Annotated in this window: 14 protein-coding genes and 1 pseudogene; 3 read left to right on the top strand and 12 right to left on the bottom strand. The window is 70.7% G+C overall.

Going from position 1 to position 19,392, the window contains the following annotated elements; translation table 11 throughout:
- Positions 1-14: 14 nt before the first annotated feature.
- Positions 15-1,342, bottom strand: a pseudogene (locus ACZ5MC_RS00290) (DEAD/DEAH box helicase).
- Between the two features lie 285 nt (positions 1,343-1,627).
- On the opposite strand from ACZ5MC_RS00290, the gene ftcD reads away from it, so the two are divergent.
- Positions 1,628-3,457 (top strand): glutamate formimidoyltransferase, encoded by a 1,830-nt coding sequence (gene ftcD, locus ACZ5MC_RS00285; RefSeq protein ID WP_464516816.1) that lies wholly within the window; start codon positions 1,628-1,630, stop codon positions 3,455-3,457.
- On the opposite strand, the gene ACZ5MC_RS00280 is transcribed toward ftcD, so the two are convergent.
- The gene (locus tag ACZ5MC_RS00280) at positions 3,450-3,983 is read right to left on the bottom strand and encodes an RBBP9/YdeN family alpha/beta hydrolase (RefSeq protein ID WP_306598249.1); all 534 of its coding nucleotides are present in this window, start codon (positions 3,981-3,983) and stop codon (positions 3,450-3,452) included. The two genes, ftcD and ACZ5MC_RS00280, sit on opposite strands and share 8 nt — an antisense overlap.
- A gap of 86 nt (positions 3,984-4,069) precedes the next feature.
- On the opposite strand from ACZ5MC_RS00280, the gene rhlP reads away from it, so the two are divergent.
- Positions 4,070-4,939 carry a rhombotarget lipoprotein gene (rhlP, locus tag ACZ5MC_RS00275; protein WP_464516815.1) on the top strand — a complete coding sequence of 290 codons (870 nt, stop codon included), beginning with the start codon at positions 4,070-4,072 and terminating at the stop codon, positions 4,937-4,939.
- A complete protein-coding gene (locus tag ACZ5MC_RS00270) occupies positions 4,936-5,469 on the top strand; it encodes a rhomboid family protein (protein WP_464516814.1) in 534 nt (177 codons plus the stop codon). Before rhlP ends, ACZ5MC_RS00270 begins: the two co-directional genes overlap by 4 nt.
- On the opposite strand, the gene ACZ5MC_RS00265 is transcribed toward ACZ5MC_RS00270, so the two are convergent.
- Genes ACZ5MC_RS00265 through ACZ5MC_RS00220 form a run of 10 tightly spaced genes read right to left on the bottom strand, consistent with a single transcriptional unit; the run spans position 5,470 to position 19,379 of the window.
- Positions 5,470-7,461 carry a glycoside hydrolase family 36 protein gene (locus ACZ5MC_RS00265; protein ID WP_464516813.1) on the bottom strand — a complete coding sequence of 664 codons (1,992 nt, stop codon included), beginning with the start codon at positions 7,459-7,461 and terminating at the stop codon, positions 5,470-5,472.
- Position 7,462: 1 nt separating this feature from the next.
- Entirely contained in the window at positions 7,463-8,521 is a 1,059-nt protein-coding gene (locus ACZ5MC_RS00260) for an amidohydrolase family protein (protein ID WP_464516812.1), read from the bottom strand.
- Positions 8,518-10,506 carry a glycoside hydrolase family 36 protein gene (locus ACZ5MC_RS00255; RefSeq protein WP_464516811.1) on the bottom strand — a complete coding sequence of 663 codons (1,989 nt, stop codon included), beginning with the start codon at positions 10,504-10,506 and terminating at the stop codon, positions 8,518-8,520. The genes ACZ5MC_RS00260 and ACZ5MC_RS00255 overlap by 4 nt, the downstream gene beginning before the upstream one ends.
- A 16-nt stretch (positions 10,507-10,522) precedes the next feature.
- Positions 10,523-11,410, bottom strand: coding sequence for an EamA family transporter (locus ACZ5MC_RS00250; RefSeq protein ID WP_306598245.1), 888 nt, complete (start codon positions 11,408-11,410; stop codon positions 10,523-10,525).
- Positions 11,404-12,699: a class II D-tagatose-bisphosphate aldolase non-catalytic subunit gene (locus ACZ5MC_RS00245; RefSeq protein ID WP_464516810.1), complete on the bottom strand. Its 1,296-nt coding sequence runs from the start codon at positions 12,697-12,699 to the stop codon at positions 11,404-11,406. Before ACZ5MC_RS00245 ends, ACZ5MC_RS00250 begins: the two co-directional genes overlap by 7 nt.
- Positions 12,692-13,528 (bottom strand): class II fructose-bisphosphate aldolase, encoded by an 837-nt coding sequence (locus ACZ5MC_RS00240; RefSeq protein ID WP_464516809.1) that lies wholly within the window; start codon positions 13,526-13,528, stop codon positions 12,692-12,694. The genes ACZ5MC_RS00245 and ACZ5MC_RS00240 overlap by 8 nt, the downstream gene beginning before the upstream one ends.
- Positions 13,521-14,462 carry a carbohydrate kinase family protein gene (locus ACZ5MC_RS00235; RefSeq protein ID WP_464516808.1) on the bottom strand — a complete coding sequence of 314 codons (942 nt, stop codon included), beginning with the start codon at positions 14,460-14,462 and terminating at the stop codon, positions 13,521-13,523. Before ACZ5MC_RS00235 ends, ACZ5MC_RS00240 begins: the two co-directional genes overlap by 8 nt.
- Positions 14,459-15,634, bottom strand: a complete 1,176-nt coding sequence (locus tag ACZ5MC_RS00230) for an SIS domain-containing protein (RefSeq protein WP_464516807.1) — start codon at positions 15,632-15,634, stop codon at positions 14,459-14,461. Before ACZ5MC_RS00230 ends, ACZ5MC_RS00235 begins: the two co-directional genes overlap by 4 nt.
- Positions 15,635-15,660: 26 nt before the next feature.
- A complete protein-coding gene (locus tag ACZ5MC_RS00225; RefSeq protein ID WP_306598240.1) occupies positions 15,661-16,242 on the bottom strand; it encodes an outer membrane beta-barrel protein in 582 nt (193 codons plus the stop codon).
- A gap of 11 nt (positions 16,243-16,253) precedes the next feature.
- The gene (locus tag ACZ5MC_RS00220; protein WP_464516806.1) at positions 16,254-19,379 is read right to left on the bottom strand and encodes a carboxypeptidase regulatory-like domain-containing protein; all 3,126 of its coding nucleotides are present in this window, start codon (positions 19,377-19,379) and stop codon (positions 16,254-16,256) included.
- Positions 19,380-19,392: the final 13 nt, after the last annotated feature.

Genomic DNA, 19,392 nt, shown 5'->3' with positions numbered 1-19,392 from the left:
CTTCTCGGGATTCATCAAGAAGCCGTTCGATGTGGAGGACCTGAGGCGGAGCTTCGGGGCGCTGCTACCTGCGGGCGCGGGAGGAGGAGGGACGCCCTCCGCCTGAGCCGGGGCGCCGGGCACCGCCGCCCGGGCGCTGGCCGCCGCCGGGCCGCTGTCCGCCGCGGCCGAGGACGATGGGCTCGGCCTTGGCGTTGGGGTCGGGCACGAAGCCGGGCACCACTTCGGAGGGGAGGTCGCGCTTGAGGAGCTTCTCGATGTCCTTGAGGAGCCGGGCCTCGTCCACGCAGACCAGGCTGAGCGCCTTGCCCTCGGTGCCGGCGCGGCCGGTGCGGCCGATGCGGTGCACGTAGTCCTCGGGCACGTGGGGGAGCTCGTAGTTCACGACGTGGGGCAGCTGGTCGATGTCCAGGCCCCGGGCGGCGATGTCGGTGGCCACCAGGACGGTGATGCGGCCGGCCTTGAAGTCCTCCAGGGCCTTGATGCGCTGGGGCTGGCTCTTGTTGCCGTGGATGGCCATGGAGGCGATGCCGTCGGTCTCCAGCTGCTCGGAGAGGCGGTTGGCGCCGTGCTTGGTGCGGCAGAAGACCAGGACCTGCTGGAGGCGCTGGCTGCGGATGAGGTGGGAGAGGAGGGCGCGCTTGCGGTCCCGGTCCACGGGGTGGACGATCTGCTCCACCAGGTCGGTGGGGGCGTTGCGTCGGGCCACGTCGATGAAGGCGGGGTTCTTCAGGAAGGCGCTGGCCAGGTCCCGGATCTCGTCGCTGAAGGTGGCGGAGAAGAGCAGGTTCTGGCGCTTGGTGGGCAGCAGGGCGAGGATCTTGCGGATGTCGCGGATGAAGCCCATGTCCAGCATGCGGTCCGCTTCGTCCAGCACCAGGAAGTCCAGGTGGGAGAAGTTCAGGTTGTTCTGGCCGTAGTGGTCCAGGAGGCGCCCGGGGGTGGCCACCAGGATCTCCACGCCCGAACGCAGGGCCTTGACCTGGGGGTTGATGTTCACGCCGCCGTAGACGCTGGTGGAGCGCAGGGGAAGGTGGCGGCCGTAGGTGCGCACGCTCTCCTCGATCTGCATGCACAGCTCGCGGGTGGGGGTGAGGATGAGGCAGCGGATGGGGTGGCGGGCCGGGGAGGCGCTGGAGTTGGCGTTGGGGGCCAGCAGCTGCAGGATGGGCAGGACGAAGCCCGCGGTCTTGCCCGTGCCGGTCTGGGCGCCGGCGAGCAGGTCGCGGCCGTCGAGGATGGCGGGGATGGCCTGCTCCTGGACGGGGGTGGGGACTTCGTAGCCCTGGTCGCGCACAGCACGCAGCAGCTCCGGCATGAGGCCGAGATTATCGAATGACATTGATGCTCCTGGTTGGGCCCTCCCGCGTTTTCGTGTGCGCGGGCCCCGGTCAGGGCAGGAATGGGATTTCGAAGCAGGAACCCGGCTCCGGCCGGGTGAAGGACGCAGACCGGAGCGCCTTCCAGAACGAGGGAACAGAATAGCGAGAATTGGTCGCAAAATCCACGAAATTCAATAACTAGAACGGAATCACGGGCATTCCCCCTGCGATGGTTGTCACAAGCCGCTTGGCCCCGGGTGCTCCCCAGGGCATCTTTGAATGAACGATTTTTCGCGAGGCACACGATGGCTCACCAGGTGGTGGAATGCGTTCCCAATTTCTCCGAAGGCCGCGACCTGGCTAAGATCCGCCAGATCACCGACGCCATCGAGGCGGTGGCCGGCGTGCGCCTGCTGGACGTGGATCCCGGGGCCGACACCAACCGCACGGTGGTCACCTTCGTGGGGAGCCCCGAGGCCGTGGTGGAGGCCGCCTTCCAGGCGGTGAGCACCGCCGCGCGCGTGCTGGACATGGCCTCCCACGCCGGCGCCCATCCGCGCATGGGCGCCACCGACGTGTGCCCCTTCGTGCCGGTGGAGGGGGTGAACCTTGAGGACTGCGCCGCCCTGGCCCGGACCCTGGGCGAGCGGGTGGGGCGCGAGCTGGAATTGCCGGTCTACCTCTACGAGCACGCCGCGAGCCGCCCCGAGCGCAGGAACCTCGCGGTGGTGCGCAAGGGCGAGTACGAGGGCCTGGAGGAGAAGCTCAAGGATCCCCAGTGGGCCCCCGACTTCGGCCCGGCGCGCTTCGACGCCCGCGCCGGCGCGCTGATCACCGGCGCCCGGGAGTTCCTGGTGGCCTACAACGTCACCCTCAACAGCCGGGACAAGAACCACGCCACCGACATCGCCTTCGAGCTGCGCGAGAAGGGCCGCGTGGCCCGCCGCGGCCAGAAGGACGCCTACTACAGCTCCGGCGAGATCCTGTTCTACAGGGAGGGGTGCTTCCCCTGCGGCAACTGCGGGTCCGACTTCGCCAGCTTCGAGGAGGTGGAGGCCCACTGCCGGGCGGAGCACGGCTACGACCTGCGCCACCTGCTCAAGCTCAACGACATCGATGCCGGAAAGGGGGTCGTGGGACGGAAGGTGCACCGCGCCGGTCTCTTCAGGCACTGCAAGGCCATCGGGTGGTACGTGGACCAGTACAAGCGGGCCCAGCTCTCCATCAACCTCACGGACTACAAGGTGACCAGCCCCGTGGACGTGCTGGAGGCCACCCGGCGCATGGCCGTGGAGCGCGGACTGGTGGTGACGGGCAGCGAGATCGTGGGGCTGGTGCCGTTCCAGGCGCTGTACAAGGCCGGGCAGCACTACCTGCGCGTCCAGGGGAAGAGCCCCTTCGTGCCGGTGGGGGACGTGCTTGAGAACGCGGTGTTCTCCATGGGCCTGGCGGACGTTTCGCCCTTCGACGTGGAGAAGAAGGTCATCGGGCTGCCCCGCGCCTATCCCAAGGGCCTCATGGCCATGACGGGCTCGGCCTTCGTGGACGAGGTGTCCCGGGACACCCCGGCGCCCGGCGGCGGGTCCATCGCGGCGCTGGCCGGCGCCCTGGGCGCGGCCCTCGCCTCCATGGTGGCCAACCTGACCCAGACGGGAGCCCCCGAACTGCGGGAGGCGGCCGAGAAGGCCCAGAAGGCCAAGGACGCCCTGGTGCTCGCGGTGGACGAGGACACCGACGCCTTCACGGCGTACATGGAGGCCCGGCGCCTGCCGGCGGGCACCCCCGCGGAGAAGGCCGCGCGCGAGCAGGCCATGCAGGACGGCCTGAAGCTGGCCGTGGACGTGCCGCTGGGCACCGCCCGCACCTGCCTGGAGGCCATGGAGGCCGCGGAACTGGCCATGCACCACGGGAACCCGGCCTCGATCACCGACACGATGGTGGGCTTCACCATCGCCTTCGCCGGCGTGCGGGGCGGGCTCTGGAACGTGCTGATCAACCTGAAGGACATCAAGGACGCCGCCTACAACGAGGCCATGAAGGCCACCTGCGCGTCCCTGCTGGCCCAGGCCCAGGACCTGCTGGCCAGGGCCACGGCATACGGGGACGCCAGGCTGGAGGCGATGCTCGTCAGGTGAGGTCCTCCAGGAGCCCTTCGCCCTGGGCCCAGGAACCATGGCCCGAGGCGGTGTTCAGGTGCCCCTTGGGCCCCACGTCCGTGAAGCGGCTCCGCCAGGCGTCGGCGAAGAACCGCGCCCGCTCCAGGGTCACGTGGGGATCGTTGCTGGAGGCCGCCACCCGGCTCAGGAAGGGCAGGCTGTGGAGGGGGATGGGCGCCCAGGACGGGTACTCCGCCAGGCCTTCGGGGGTCTCCACGTCGGTTGGGGCCACCAGGAGCGCGGCGTGGATGGGGCGCCGGTAGGCGTCGGCCCAGTGGGCCACGGCGAGGCAGCCCAGGGAGTGGGCCACGAGGATGGGGGGGGCGTCCTCCCCTGCCCTGCGCACGGCGGCGTCCAGGGCCTCCACCCAGTCGGGGCGGTGGGGGAAGTCCCAGTTGGGCATCTCGACGCGGCGGGCTCCGGGGAGGGTGGCCTCCCAGAGGCTCTGCCAGTGGCCGGGTCCGGAGTTCCGGTGGCCGGGGATGATGAGGATGGGCGGGCGCATGGGGACACCTGGGATGGATGCGCCCATTTTGCACCCGATTGCGCTTCCCGTAATACAATCCCTTGATTCAACCACCCGGAGCAGCCATGGCCGCAGGACCCAAGCCGATCTTCGCGATGATGGCCGGCATGGCCCTCCTGCTGGCCCCGGGCTGCCTGGGGCCCCAGACCCGCTCCCAGCGCAGCGGGCTCATGGACTACCTCTATCCCAAGCGGGACGCGGCGCCGGCGCCCAACCCCGCCGGGGCGCGCCTGACCCTGCCCCTGAAGCTGGGCGTGGTCTTCGTGCCTTCCACCACCGGCTCCTGGAGGGTCTCCAACCTCGTAACCCCGGCGGGGGAGAGGCCCCTCCTGGACGTGGTGAAGGAGGCCTTCAAGGGCAGGTCCTGGGTGGGCGAGATCAAGGTCATCCCCTCCAGCTACCTCACGGCCCGGGGCGGCTTCGACAACCTGGACCAGGTGTCCCGCATGTACGGGGTGGACGTCATGGCCCTGGTGAGCGTGGACCAGATCCAGTACACCGACCCCAAGTGGTACGCCTTCGCCTACCTTTCCATCGTCGGGGCCTACGTGCTCCCCGGTGACAGCAACGACACCCGCACCCTCATCGACGCCGCCGTCTTCCACGTGCCCACCCGCACCTTCCTGCTGCGGGCCCCGGGCCAGAGCGTCGTGAAGGGCAGCTCCACGCTGGTGAACCGGGAGGAGCGGCTCCGGGCGAACTCCGGCCGGGGGCTGGAGCTGGCCATGAAGGAACTGGCGAAAAACCTGGAGACCGAGGTGGAGACCTTCAAGGCCCAGGTGGCGTCCGGTGGACGCAAGGGCGTCGACGTCATCGACCGGCAGGGCCAGTCCCTGAAGCAGACCGGCGGGAAGGACTTCGGCGGGTCCTTCGGGGGCGTGGAGGTCCTGGCCGGGCTGGCCCTGGCCGCGGCGCTGTGGCGGCGCCGGCGTTGAACCCGTTCGTCCTCGGGGGGGCCGGGCTCTGGCGCCTCTGGACGTGCCACCTCGTCCATTTCGGGGTGGGGCACGCCCTGCTGGACCTGGCGGCCCTTGGCGTCCCCTTCGCGCTGGTGCCGGTCCGGGCCTGGCCGCGGATGCTCCTGGGGCTGTTCCTGGTGGCGCCGGTGCTGAGCCTGGTCCTGCTGCCCGGGCTGAACGGGGGCACGTACCGGGGGGCCTCCGGGCTGGCCTGCGCCGCCTGGTCCATGGCCGGGGCCGCGCTGGCGCGGGAGCGGGGGACGCGGGCGGAAGGGTTCCTGCTGCTGGGCCTGCTGGGGGCGAAGCTGGTGGCGGAGGCCTGGTCCGGGGCCGCCTTCCTGCCGGGGGGGGCGGGCTGGGTCAGCCTGCCCGGCGCGCACCGCTGGGGCGCGGTCCTGGGGGGGCTCGCTTCGCCGATGATTGTGATGGGCATCCGCCTGCCGCGCTCGCCCGAAGCGTCGAACGAGGAAGGGAACGGACGGCCTGCCGCCAAGCCGCCCGCGTAGCTACTGGGGGGTGGCCCGCAGGAGCAGGTGGCCCTTGAAGGCGACCTTGAGGCTCGCGGTCGGGCCTTGCACGGTGCCCAGGTCGAGGCCGTGTTCGTAGTCCGTGATCCGGTAGGCTCGAGGCTCCAGGCCGCGCAGTTCCAGGGCGCCCTTCCAGGTGCTGGCGAAGCTTCCGTAGTAGAGGACCTCCCCTTTCCGGACGGCGTGGGTCTCGGGCAGGTCGAAGCCCAGGTCGTAGAGCGAGCCCAGGTATTCGCCCTGGGAGAGCCGGGTGGCGGCGTAGATCCCGAGCCACTTGGCGAAGTCCCGCTCACGGGCCGGGGTCAGGTCCGACGTGCTGCGCTTGCGGGCCAGGGAAGGCAGGACGAACTGGGAGCCCGGCACGCCGCCCACCGCCAGCGTGGAGGCGAAATCCGCGGCATGGTCGCTCAGTTCCACGTGGTCGCCGAAGTAGGCCACGCCGTCGCCCATGAGGGCCTTCAGGAGCTTGCCCTTGGTACGGACCTGGTAGGAGTCGTGGGGATCGGACGCCACGGCCATGTTGAATTCCGGCATGGTGTGGAAGGCATAGGCGGTGCCGCAAGGGCAGAATTCCACCAGGGCCCCGGGTTTCAGGGCGCGGGCGGTTTCGGTGATCATGCGGATGAAGGCGGGGATGGCCCGGGAGGACTCCCCGGGGTCGGCGTGGTGGTGGGCGGGGTTGTGGCAGGGCGGGATGCCGTTGAGGTACTGGCCGTCCAGCTTCAGCCCGTCGAAGCCCCAGGTTCCGATCATCGTCCGGACCAGGGCCCGGGTGTGCTCGATCACGGCTGGGTCGGCGGGGCAGAGGTAGTAGGTGGGCCACCAGGAGATCCGCCGCCGGGAACCGTCAGGCTCCAGCAGGGCCGATCCGGGGTGGTCCCGCTCGAAGCGGCTGCCGCGCTGGCCCATGAGGGGCGCCCACCAGAGCTGGGCGCGCATGCCGCCGGCGTGGATGCGGTCCGCCATGGCCTTCAGGCCCGGGCCGCCGGCGGGGAACTTCCCGGGGTCTTCGCGCCAGTCGGCGTAGTTGTCCTGCCAGCCGTCGTCCACGGTCGCCCATGCGAAGCCCAGGCGCTGTGCGGTGGGCAGGGTGCCGTAGATCTGGGCGGGGCGCATGGTCCTGCCGTAGCCCCAGGCGCACCAGATGGGGTCGAAGGCGGCCGGGGGGGCCTCGGCCATCCTGAATCCCTGGAGGGCCATGAGGCGGCGGTACGAGGCCAGGGTCTCGAAGCAGTCCCCGCGGTGCACGGAGATGAAGGTGCGCAGGCCGCGCAGGGTCGCGCCCGGGGCCAGGGAGGCCGACCCGTCCATGCGGAGCCCGACGCGGACCCGGCCGCCCCGGTCCATGGCCACGGGGAGGGACACGGCTTCAGGTTCCTTGCCGAGATGCCCGACGCCAAGGCCCCCCTCGCGGGTCCACACGTCCGCCACGGGCGTGCCGCCTCCGTAGTCGGTGGCGTTCATGCCGAGGAAGTTGCGCTGGCGGAAGCCGGGGCGCAGGGGCAGGATCCAGTTGGGGCGCTTCTCGTAGGAACCCGGCTGGAAGGACCACCAGGCCGGGGCCGCGTCCAGCGTGTAGGCATTGCGCGTCCAGCCGGTGGTGCGAATGGGGGCGGGCCCGGCGTTGGTGTAGTCCACGTCGAACAGGGCAAGACCCGGCCAGGCGGTGTAGACGGTGACCGCCACCGTCTTGCGGAGCGGGCCGGAGGCGCCTTCGAGCACCAGGCGCTCCCCCTGTCCGAAGGTGTCGGCGACGGGTTCCCTGCGGTGGGCCACCACCGTGAAGGTGGCCCGCGTCCCTTCCAGGGCGTCGGATTCGGAGAAGGGTCCCAGGGGCCGCTCCCGGTCCCCGGAACGGGTGACGACGCGGCTGCGCAGGTGGTCGTCGAACTCCACCCGCAGCAGGGGTGTCTGGATGCTGAGCCCGGAGGGGGCCGAGAGGGCGAGGGCGGCGATCAGGAGGAGGGGCATGTCAGTTCCGCGCGACGCGCTTCATGAGGGCAAGGGCGTTGTCGCGGTAGAGCTTGCGCAGGATACCGGGCTCCAGGCCGAAGCCGTACAGGGGCCAGTGGTAGCCGAACTGCTCCACCTCGTAGAAGTGCTCGTCCTCGGTTTCCAGGATGCGGAAGGTGATCTGGTACATCGCGGCGTCCATGCCCATGTCCGTGCCGTACAGGAGCCGGTCCTGGTACCTGCCGATGAACTTCGCGGCGGCCCTGGGCACGGGGGCGGTCTCGGCGAAGCGCGCCCCGATGTCGGCGTAGAGGTTGGCGTGGCGGTCCAGGAGGGCCGCCAGCTGGGCGAGGTCCTGGCAGCAGTTGGCGAGGTGGCACGCGATGAAGGTCGTCCGGGGATGCCTGGCGACGGCCCGGTCCAGGGTGGCCAGCACCTGGTCGTGGCGGAGGATGGCGGGGGAGTCGGCGATCTTCCAGGTGAAGGCGTTCATGAGGCCGTCGTTGGAGGCGTCCGCGGGCTCGTACATCCACTGGTCCTCGCCGACATGGACGTTGATGGGCAGGCCCAGGTCGGCGCAGGCCTCCAGGATGGGATCCATGCGCGGGTCGTCCAGGTGCATGCCCCCGGCGTTGCCGGCGAGGCCCCCGCCCTTGTCCGTGACCTCGCCCACGCCCTTGGCCCCGGCCGCGCGGCAGCGGCGAAGCTCGGCCACGACGCCTTCCGCGAATCCGGGCCGGCCGGAGCCGGTGAAGTCGATGCCGCACCAGAGCTCGAAGTGGCGCGGGAACTTCCCGTAGCGCTTCACGGCCGCGTCGAAGTCGGCGCCCCCGCCGGTGACCAGCACCACCGTGCGCTCGATGCCGGACCGGTCCATGGTGGCGGCCCACGCCGCGGCCTGTTCATCGGTTTCCGCGTAGGCGTGGGAGTGCATGTCCACCACCGGGAACCGGGCCCTCTCCACGCGGGTGACGGGGATCCGGTAGATGGACCGGGGGCGGTAGTCCTTGAGGAGGAGCTGGTCGGGGGACTGGGCCCCGAGGGTCGTGGCGAGGAGGAGGATGGCGGCTGGGTTCATGGGGCGGCCTCGAGGAGAAGGTGGTCCGTGAAGGCGACGGCGAGGCGGGGCGGCCTGCCCTCGGCGGAGGTCACCGTGCCCAGGTCCCGGCCTTCGGCGTAGTCGCGCACCCGGTAGGAGCCGGGCCGGAGGCCCCGCAGTTCAACTTCGCCCCGCCAGGGGCCCGGGGCGTAGAAGGCGTAGTGGAGGATGCCGTCCTTGGCCACGGCGTAGCCTTCCGGACGGTCCACGCCCAGGGTGTAGAGGTTCAGGAAGGTGCCGCTGGAGAGGCCCTTCCGGTCGTAGAGCGCGAGCCACTTCCGCCAGGTGGCTTCCCGGGCGGGGGTGAGGTCCACGGGGCCGGACTTGGGCACCACCCCGGTGGGGGGCCAAACGAACTTGGTGCCCACCACGCCGCCGGTGCCCAGGGTCGAGGCGAAATCCTCGCCGGTTTCAAACCAGTCGTCATGGCCTTCCCGGGACATGGCGCTGAGCTCCACGTGGTCGCCGAAGACGGCGGCGGCGGGGCCCATCAGGGCCTTGAGGATCTTGATGCGCCGGCGGACCTGGACGGCGCCCACGGGGTCGGCGGTGACGCCCTGGTCCTGGAAGGGGAGCCAGTCCGCTGAAGGCAGGGTGCCGCAGGGGCAGATCTGGATGACGGCCTCGGGTTTGAGGGCGTGGACGGTCTCCTGGATCTCCCGGTAGACCTCGGCGGCGGCGCGGGTGGATTCGTCGGGGGAGGCGTGGTGGTGGGCCGGGTTGTAGCAGGGGGGGACGGCGTAGACATTGTCCATCTTGAAGCCGTCGAAGCCGGTATCCCGGATGAAGCCGGCCGCCATGGCCCGGAAGTAGGCGCGCACCTCGGGCAGCGCGGGATCCAGGACGGCCAGGTCCCGGACCATCAGGGCGGGGCGGCCCGCGGGGTCCAGCACGAGCCACTCGGGATGGTCCTGGGCGACGCGGGACTGGCGGTAGCGGTGGGACTCCCCCTTGCCGTTGGGGATTTCGGCGGCGAGGGGGAGCCACCAGAGCTGCACCTTCACGCCGGCCCTGTGGTACCGGTCCACCAGGTCGCGCAGGGACGTGCCGGGGAAGGTGTCGGGGCGGGGCTTCCAGTCGCCGTAGGCGTCGAACCAGCGGTCGTCGAGGGTGGCCCAGGCCAGGCCCAGGTCCTTGAGCTTGGGGAGCACGCCCTCCATCTGCGCGGGCGTGATGTCGAAGCCGTAGCCCCAGCTGCACCAGGTGGCCTCGTAGGCCGTCGCGGGCGGAGCCTTGGGGCTCCGCCCCATGAGCGTGGACCAGAGCCGCAGGGGATCGTAGAAGTCCCCGGCGTGGACCGAGACGTAGCACCGGGGGGAGGTCCAGGTCTCGTGGGGCGCGAGGGTCCGCGCCGGCAGGACGAGGGCGGCGGTGGTGCCGCCGGGGCCGCCGGTGACCGGAAGGGCGCAGGCGCCCGTCGTCAGGAAGCCCAGGGACGCGCAGGTGGCGGCGTTCCAGAACGCGGCGACGGGAATCCCTCCGCCCAGGCCATTGGGGTTCATGGCGCCCATGGCGTTGGGACGCGTTCCGGGTCCGGGCTCGAGCACTTCGTCCTCGCCCCATTCGACGCTCGAGCCCTGGAACGAATGGAGGGGACCCGCTGCCATCCGGGTGCGGAGCACGGTCTGGGCCGCGAGCGGGAGGGGCCGGGCCTGGGGGTTGACGACCCGGATGGAGGCGAGCAGGGCCTCGCCCCGCAGCTCCAGGATCAGGGTCCTGGCGGGGGCGCCCAGGAAGGGCACCTCCATGCGGCCGCCGGCGGCCTGGGCCCGGCGCAGGTCCAGCACCGGCGCCTCCCGGCCGGGTCCGGCGTCCAGGGTGAGGCGCCGGCCTCCTTCGAGCCGGGTGGCCAGGATGCGCCCGGAGGGCAGCACCTGGAATTCCGCGCGGGGTCCGGCCAGCTTGAGCGGCGCGGCCGCGGCCACGACGCAGACCAGGGCCGGGAGGAGCTTGGAAATCGTCATGGGGGGACCTCCGGGTTCAGGCCTGGGCGGGCTTCTCGTCTTCCCAGCCCATGAGCAGGGTCGCCGCCAGGGCCGCGGCCATGCCCAGGGCCTGCGGGGCCAGGGGCAGCGTGCGGAACAGGACCAGGGAGATGACGATGGTCACCACGGGGGCGCCCGCGTTGATGAGGGGGGAGACGATGATGGCCCTGCCGTGGCGGAAGGCGTACACCAGGAGCAGGGCTCCCACGGCGTTGAGCACCTGGATCAGGGCCGCCAGCCAGGGGCCGCGGAAGCCCCAGTTGATGGTCCTGCTGAAGTCGGTCATGAACCAGGCCGCGGGCGCCAGGAGGAGCCCCGTCACGGTCATGTAGAAGAAGATGCTCTCGGCGCGCATGGACTTGTTGCCGTGGGAGATGACGAAACCCTGGAAGCCCCAGGCCAGGAACACCAGCAGGGCCGGGCCCACCCACAGGAGGCCCGGGCCGGCCTTGGCTCCGGGAGGGGCGTAGGCCAGCAGGATGCCGGCTGCCAGGGCCAGGGCGATGCCGGCCCACCCCCGCGCCGAAGCCCGCTCCCGCGAGATGACCAGGGCCAGGATGATGGTGACCAGGGGCGAGAGGGCGATGAAGGGGAAGACGAGGTAGGCGGGCGCGATGCGCAGGACCTTGAAGAGCACCAGCTGCCCGCCGGCGCCCAGGAAGCCCGCGAGGCATCCGTAGACCACGGACCTGCGGTCCGTCTCCACCCGCCACCCCACCCGGGCCAGGGCCACCAGGCAGGGCGGGATCATGGTGACGGCCCACACGATGTAGCCGAGGGTCTCGGGGAAGCCCGCGGCCGCCGGCGTATCGATGAGCGCGCCCCACAGGCCCCAGGCGAGGACGGTGACGAGGGTGTACAGGAACCAGGTCTGCTTCAGCATGGGGATCCTTGGAGTTGGCAGGCGGCGGCATAGTGCCCCAGCACGCGGCGAACGGCATGGATGGCCACGGCCCTGCCGGTGGGCGGGAGGAGCCCTTCCCGCACGGCGTCGTATTCCAGGGGGCGGTACTGGCTGAGCAGTTCCAGCGGGAGCGGACCCTCGGTGAGCTCGAAGAGGCGCGCCACCTCGGCGACCACGTCCGGGTCGGCCCAGTAGTACCGGGAACGGTCGCTCAGGCTGAACCTGCGGGCGAAGGCCAGTTCGCCTTCCTTCCCATGGTAGTGGTTCTTCCAGTGGATGGGGTTGCCGAGCATGACGGCCTCCAGGACCTCGGCGAGGCGGGGCCGGGGGCGCGCGGGGTTGAAGGCGTGCAGCTCATGGGCGATGGCCTCCAGGGAGAAGAGGGCCTCCCGGTAGGCGTAGGTCAGCCAGGGGCCCACCTTCAGGATGGCGAAGCGGTCCTCCACCAGCTGGCGCAGGGCCTCGGGGGTCTGGTAGTCGGTGGAGTGGGCCTCGTACATCCAGGGCGCCCGGGAGGCGAGGGCGGCCGCCAGGGGTCGGGCGGCCTCGCGGCGGTAGGGGTGGATCTCGGCCTGGCCGAATTCGACGCCGGGCTGCACCACCAGGGCGATCACGCGCTCCCAGGCGCCGTCCAGGCCGAGCCGGAGGAAGGCGGCCCGGGTGATGTCGAGGGTGGCCGCCACGTCCCCGGGGGCGGTAGGGCGCAGGCCGGGGTCGCCGTCCTGGGTGCCGCCGGGGGGCGGCACCTCGGTGCCGATGACGTAGACCGGCGCGGGCCCCGGGTGGCGTTGGCGGGCCTCCTCGGCCCGGAGGCAGAGGGCCGCGGCGCGTTCTGCCACGACCGGCCCGGGGAGGACCGCGGGGTCGCCGGCGCAGGCCATGCTGGCGTCCAGGTGGATCTTCTGGAAACCGGCGGCCACGTAGGCTTCCACCAGGTCGCCCGCCTTGGCCATGGCGCTCCGGGCGTCCTCCCCGCGCCAGGGATTGGGGCCCAGGTGGTCGCCGCCCAGGATGATGCGCCGGGGGTCGAAGCCGGCCTCGGCGGCGAGGGCGTGGACGAAGGCGACGAAGGCGCCGGGGGTCATGCCGGTGTAGCCGCCGAACTGATCCACCTGGTTGCAGGTGGCCTCGATGAGCGTGGGGGTCCCGTCCGCCGCGGCCTGGTCCAGGGCGGCGCGCAGGACCAGAGGGTGGGCCGAGCACACCGCGTAGATCCCGCGCACCCGGCCTTCGCGGCGGTCCTTCTGGAGGGTGAGGAGGTCAGGCATGGCCGTCCTCGTCCATGAGCATCCTCAGCTTGGAGGCGATCAGGTCCTTCACGTCGCGGATGGCGGGGGGGAAGATGGCGCGGATGTCGATGCCGCTGGAGGCCAGGAGCTCGCGCTTGATGCCGCGCACGAAGGCGTCCTTGGTCTCGGTGGCCACGTTGACCTTGCAGATCCCCCGGGCCACCGCGGCGCGGATGGAGGCCTCCCCCACGCCGGAACCGCCGTGGAGCACCAGCGGGACGCCCGTGAGGCGGTGGATGCTGGCCAGGCGCTCCAGGTCCAGGCGGGGCTCGGCCTTGTAGAAGCCGTGGGCGGTGCCGATGGAGACGGCAAGGGCGTCCACGCCGGTGGCCTCCACGAACAGCGCGGCCTGGCCGGGGTCGGTGAGGCCGGCGGGGTCGGCCTCCTGGCCGAGCTTGGCCACGAACCCCAGCTCGGCCTCCACGTTCGCCCCGGTGGCCCGGGCCAGGGCCACGGCCTGGCGGGTCACGGCGATGTTGCGGTCCAGGTCCTGCTCGCTGGCGTCGATCATCACCGAGTCGAAACCGGCCTGGAGGCAGTCCGCGACCAGGTCCAGGCTGAGGGCGTGGTCCAGGTGGATCCACCCCTCGACGCCGTGCTGGCGCAGGCCGGCGCGGCCCATGGCCAGGGCCACGGCCAGGCCCAGGTAGTCGATCGAGCCGCGGGTCATCTGCAGGATGATGGGCTGGCCCAGATCCGCGGCGGCCTCCAGGACCCCGCGGAGGGTCTCGGCGTTGTAGTAGTTGGCGGCCAGGAGGGCCCCCTTGCGGTCCCTCATCTCCAGGAGCTTCTCGCGCAGGCTAGGCATGGAAGCGCTCCCGGGCAACGGCGAGGACCGCGGGCAGGTCCGTGAAGGCTCCGGTGCCCCCGGCGGCGGTGGTGTTGACGGCGCCCATGAGGCAGCCGTGGCGCAGGCAGGCCTCGCAGGTGTCCCCGGCGATGAAGCGGGAGACGTACCCGGCGTCGAAGCTGTCCCCGGCGCCGATGGCGTCCACCACCCGGCTGTTGAGGAAGGAGGGCTGGAAGCGGATGGCATGTCCCTGGGCGGCGGTGGCCCCGGCGGCGCCCTGCTTGGCCACCACCGTGTGCGCGTGGGGCCGGAGGGCCTCCAGGGCCTCGGGGATCGTGGCCTTCCGGGTGAGGTTGAGGAGTTCCTGCTCGTTGGGGAGGAAGACGTCCACATGGGGCAGGATGGCGGCCAGGTCCAGGTCCCAGCGCTCCGCGGGGTCCCACTGGGGATCGAAGGAGGTGGTGAGGCCGCAGGCCTTGGCCCGGCGGAACAGGGCCGGGATCTCCTGGAACAGTCCGGGCTGGAGGAAGGCCGAGGCGAAGTGCAGGTGCCGGGCCGAGCCCAGGCGCTCCTCGGTGACGTCGGCCAGGGTGAGCTGGGCCATGGCCCCCATGTAGGTGGCCATGGCGCGGTCCTCGCCGCGGTTGAGGACGACCGTGGCGCCCGTGGCGTGGGCCGGGGTGCGAAGGACCAGGGCGGTGTCCACGCCCCTGGCGCGCAGGCGCTCCACCACCAGGTCGCCGAACAGGTCCTCGCCCACCCGGCCCAGGAAGGCGACCTTGGTGCCCAGGGTGCTGAGGTTGCTGGCGAAGATGGCGGAGGAGCTGCCCAGGGTGAGGGTCATGGCCTCGGCCAGGACCTCCTTGCCGAGTTCCGGCAGGCCGGCGAGACCGTCGAGGATCAGGTCCACGTTCAGTTCGCCGACCACGAGTACGTCAGTGGTTCTCGTCATCCTCGCTGCCTTTCGCTGGCTGGGTAGATCGTAACGCCGCGTACCACGCGGGAGATGCTTCCGGTGGGGGAGGGGCTGTCGGGACGCAGGCCCAGGGCGATGGCCTTGTGGACCCCCAGGATCTGGGCCGTCAGGACCGCGCAGATGGCGCGCTCCTCGTCGTCCATGGAGCCGTCCAGGGGGATGGCGGCTTCCCGGTCCGAGGGGTCCCGGAGGCCGTCGCCTACGCCAAGGTGGAACAGCCCCTGCGCGCCGCCGTGGATCTCATCGACCAGGTCCGCCTCGTAGGCCCGGTGGCCGGGGCGTCCCGAGAACAGGAAGACGAGGAGGGTCTCTCCGTTGATGGCGGCCTTGGGGCCGTGGCGGAGTCCCAGGAAGGATTCGTAGGCGCAGATCACCGCGCCGTTGCTGAGCTCCTGGAGCTTGAGGTGGCACTCCCGCGCGGCGGCCTTCAGGGCGCCCGAACCCAGGAAGATGGCCCGGGTGAAGGGCAGGGCCCCCAGCCGGCGGAACAGGTCGCCCTGGGTGGCCAGGAGGTGCTCGGCCGCTTTCGCGAGGCACTCCACCCGCGCACCGGCGGCCTCCAGGCCCTCCAGGTCCGCCAGCAGCAGCCCGGCCAGGGCCATGCCGGTGAAGCTCCCGGTCATGGCCAGGCCCTGGTCGTCGGCCTCCGGCGGCAGGACGAACACCTCCCGGGGGCCGCGGGTGGCGTGGTTCGCCAGGGCGCCCTGGGGGTTGCAGGTGACGACGAGGTGCCGGACGTCCTCCAGGCGGGCTTCGGCGCAGTCCAGCGCGGCCACGCTTTCGGGGCTGCTGCCGGAACGGGCGAAGGAGATGAGCAGGGTGGGCACGTTCCGGGGGAAGGCCTCCTCGGGGTTGGTGACGATGTCGGTGGTGGGCACCGCCCGCACGGCGCGCCCGGTGCGCAGGGCGTAGCGGCCCTGGAGCAGCTCGCCGATGTAGGCGGAGGAGCCGGCCCCGGTGAGGACGATCTCCCGGTCCGGGCCCAGGGCCCCGGGGTCGAGGAAGGTGGAGAGGCGGTGCTTCTCCCCGCGGAGCCGGGTCCAGATCCTGCGCCAAAGCGCAGGCTGGCCGAGGATCTCGGGAAGGGTGTGGAGGCCGCCCAGGGTGGCCCGGGCCTCCTCGTCGAATTGGGAAAAGACTGCGCTCATGCAGTGAGGCTCCAAGGAAATCCGGATCAGAACCGGTAGGTGGCCATGAGGCTGACGTACGCCGGACGGCTGGGATTGGTGGTCGCGAGGTCGATGTCCGCATTGGACCGCCACTCGGTGAAGGTGTAGAGCACGGTGGCGGACCAGTTCCTCGTGAGGTCGTAGTCGAGGCCCAGGCGCCAGCCGGCCTTCAGGTGGTTGTCGGCGGGGTAGAGGGAGGGATCCCCGCCCCGCTGGGTGCCCTTCCACACGTGGACCGAGGGGCCGGTGCGGATCGCGAGGGGGACACCCTCCCAGGGGCGGTAGACCAGATCGACGCCCACCCGGGTGCCGCTCAGTTCGAAGGTGGGCCGGTCGGGCGTGCCGTCCCGGCTGGGCATGTGGGCGTAGCCGGCGTATACCAGGAGGTCCGGCCCGAAGGACGGGATGCCGAACTGGACGCCGGCCTCGGCGGTGTAGCCGCCGGTGGTCTTCCCCGTGAGGTCGACGGTGCTGCCCTGGTTGACGACGGGGCCGCCGGAAAGCAGGAACCGGGTGTCCGCGGCCCGGGCCGGAGCGCCGAGGGACAGGACGAGAGCGCAGGTGAGCAGTGCGTGGGTGGCAGTCATGGAATCTCCGCTCAGAACCGGATGCCGGTGTCGAAGGTGATGGACCTGCCGGCGACCCTGCCGGTGCCCACGTCCGAGACGTCGTCGGCCGCGCGCCACCCGTTGCTGGCGTACTGCGGGGGCTGGCCCGCGGTGTCCACCAGGCCGGTGCCCGCCAGGGTATAGGGGCCGCGGCGCTTGGCGTTGAAGACGTTCCCGATGGTCACGTCCACGAAGCCCTTCACGGTCCTCCACAGGCCGATCTCGAGGTTGTACTTCAGGCTGAGGGTGGTCAGGTCCGTGTTGGTCATGCGGCTGCCGTCGGACGTGAGGAGAATGGAATTGGGCAGTCCGCCGGTGTTCTGGACGTTGGCGTCGTTGTAGCCCGCCAGGGTCGGCGCGGGGATGTTGACGGTGGTCCAGCGGCCTTCGGGCCTGCCGCTGGTGTACGAGCCCTGCAGGGTGACGTTGGATTTCACCTTGCCCTGGCTGAGGTTGAAGGAAAGGTACAGGTTGAAGATGTGCTCCGGGGAACGGAGGGTCATGGGGTTGTACTGATCCCGTGCGTACATCGAACCGTAGTAGTCCCGGAAGTTCGCGATCTGGCTCGTGGTGCGGTCGGGATTGTCGATGTTGTAGCGGGTGTTGGCCATCATCCGGGCGAAGGTGTAGTTGCCGTAGATGGTGAGGCGGCCGGTGACGGGCGTCATCCATTCCAGTTCGAGGCTCTTGTAGGTGCGCCTGGAATCCGGATCATTGCGAAGGACCCGCTTGAAGTTGGCGGAGCCGGATTCGTCGGTGTAGACCTCGCCCGGGAACCAGTCGAAGAGATTGGACCAGGTCTTGTAGATGGCCGTGGCGCGCCAGTAGCCGCCGTTGGCGTAGGCCCGGCGGAAGCCCGCCGTGAGCTCGTGGGAGACCGGGTTCTTCCAGTTGGGGTCGATGGTGAAGGTGTCGCCGGCGTAGGTGCGGGTGAGGGCGGTGTAGTTGCCCGGATCCTGGAGCTGGGCCAGGTTCACGTAGTAGGGCGCGCTCGACCCCTGGCTCCAGTAGGAGACCGTCTGGTTCCCGTAGCGGCCGTGGGCCGCGGGCAGGAACAGCGAGCCCGGGGAACTGGCCTGGAACTCGCCGTACGAGACGTTGATCAGCCGCGCCTGGTCGCCGCCGAGGTCGAACTTGTACTCGAACCGGGGGTTGAGGCGCCCGTAGGAGACGAAGGTGCCCACCTCGTCGCTCGCCTTGAACCGGTCGTAGCGGAGGCCGGCCATGATGCTGTGGTGGCTGTTGATGGTCCAGAGGTCGTTGAGGTAGATGGACGTGGTCTGCTTGCGCATGTCCCCGCCCTCGGAGCCGGTGCGGCTCACCCGCAGCGGGATCAGGCCCAGGCCGCCGGGGAAGTGGGTGTCGGAGCCGGGGGCGCCCAGGCCGGGGTTGACCAGCCCGTCGTTGAGGACGGGGGTGGCGCCGTAGGTGGGATCCAGGTCGCGCAGGGTGGCGGTGGCGGCGTTGTAGACCAGGAACTGGCCGGTGGCAGGGTCCTGGCCCGGGACGATGTACTGGTCCTTGGCCGCGCCCACCTGGATGCCCCACTTGAACCGTTCGAGGTCCACGCCCACGTCCACCAGGTGCCTGGAGCCGCCACGGGAGAATTCCCGGGAGAAGTTCACCAGGAGGGAGTCGTTCAGGATCGTGTCGCCCCGGTCCGCATTGTAGCCGTTGATGTTGTAGGCGGTTCCCCCGGAGGCGTAGCCGTCCAGGAGGCTGGTGACGGGGTTGAGGCCGTCGGCGTCGTGGGCTCCGGGGATGAAGGTGGTCCAGATGGAGGCCTTGCCGGGGCTGTAGGGGTGGGGCCAGGTGCGGTAGGTGTGGCCCACCCGGGCCTCCAGCACGCCCGCCTCGCCCAGGACGCCCTTGTAGCCCAGGTTCCAGAGGTGATGGTGGTAGTCGTCGGTGGAGGCCCCCACCGTGTCGATGCGGCCGAAGCGGGGGATGCCCCAGTAGGCGTTGCTGTCGTTCTGGGTGTAGTTCCACTCCAGGCTGTGGTTCTCGGTGATCTGGGCGAAGACGACGAACTGGTGGAACTTCGAGACGTCCTGCATGGTGTCCAGGCCGCCCAGGCCGTACGTGTTGGCGGGCACCACCCCCTGGCCGGGCACGAAGGTGTAGGTGGCCTGGCTGGGCAGGCCGTTGAGGGAGGTGTTGCCCACGAGCCCGTTGTAGGAGTGGTTGGGGGTCTGCTGGGTGCCGTAGGCGAAGGTGATGTGGTCCTTCCAGATGGGGCCCCGCACGGAGATCTCGTAGGTGCGGTTGGAGAAGTCGTCGCTGGGCGGAACCGGATCGCCGGGGCTGCCGTTGCGCCGGGCGTAGGAAGGCCCGTTGTCCTGCCAGTAGTTCTTGTGGTACTTGGCCCGCAGGCTCCCGGTGAAGGTGTTGCTGCCCCGGGTCGTGACGATGGAGACCAGGCCGCCGTCGGTGTTGCCGTACCGTGCGTTGAGCGGGGACTGGATGACGGACATGCTCTCGATCATGTCCATGAGCGTGGTGAGCTCGTTGAGGTAGCCGCCGCCCTCCTCCGTGATGTTCAGGCCGTTCTGGATCACCTTGGTGCTGTGCTGGATGCCGCCGCGGATGGAGAGGGCGTCGTCGCCGTAGCCTCCCACGTTGGGGTCCAGGGTGCCGGTGATTCCGGGGGACAGCTGGATGACGGCGTCCATGTTGAAGCCGGCGAGTTCGTTCAGGCTGTCCATGGAGAAGGTGGAAGAGGTCACGGTGGTGGTCTTGTCCACCTGGGAGGCCTGGTCCACCACCTCCACCGTGGCGCCCTGGGTCACCATGGGGGTGAGGATGACGTCCTGGCGCGCGGTCTGGCCGGGCACCACCTGGAACTGGCCCTTGATGGTGATGTAGCCGGAGGCGGTGACGGTGATGGCGTACTTGCCGTTGGGCAGGAGGCCGACGCGGTACTGGCCGGTCTCGCTGGACGTGACGGTGCGGTCGCCCAGGAGGCTCGGGGAGCTCAGGCGCACCAGGGCGCCGGGGATGGGCTTGCCGGCCCGGGTCATGATCTGTCCGGACGCGATGCCGGTGGTCTCCTGGCCGAACAGCTGGCTCGCGGCCAGGATCATGGCGATCGGCGTGAACAATCTTCGCTGCAGCATGGATGGATCTCCT

This window comes from Mesoterricola sp. JemC181 (assembly GCF_055384585.1).
Note: the sequence above shows the minus strand (reverse complement) of the source record. Positions and strands in the feature narration are given on the sequence as shown.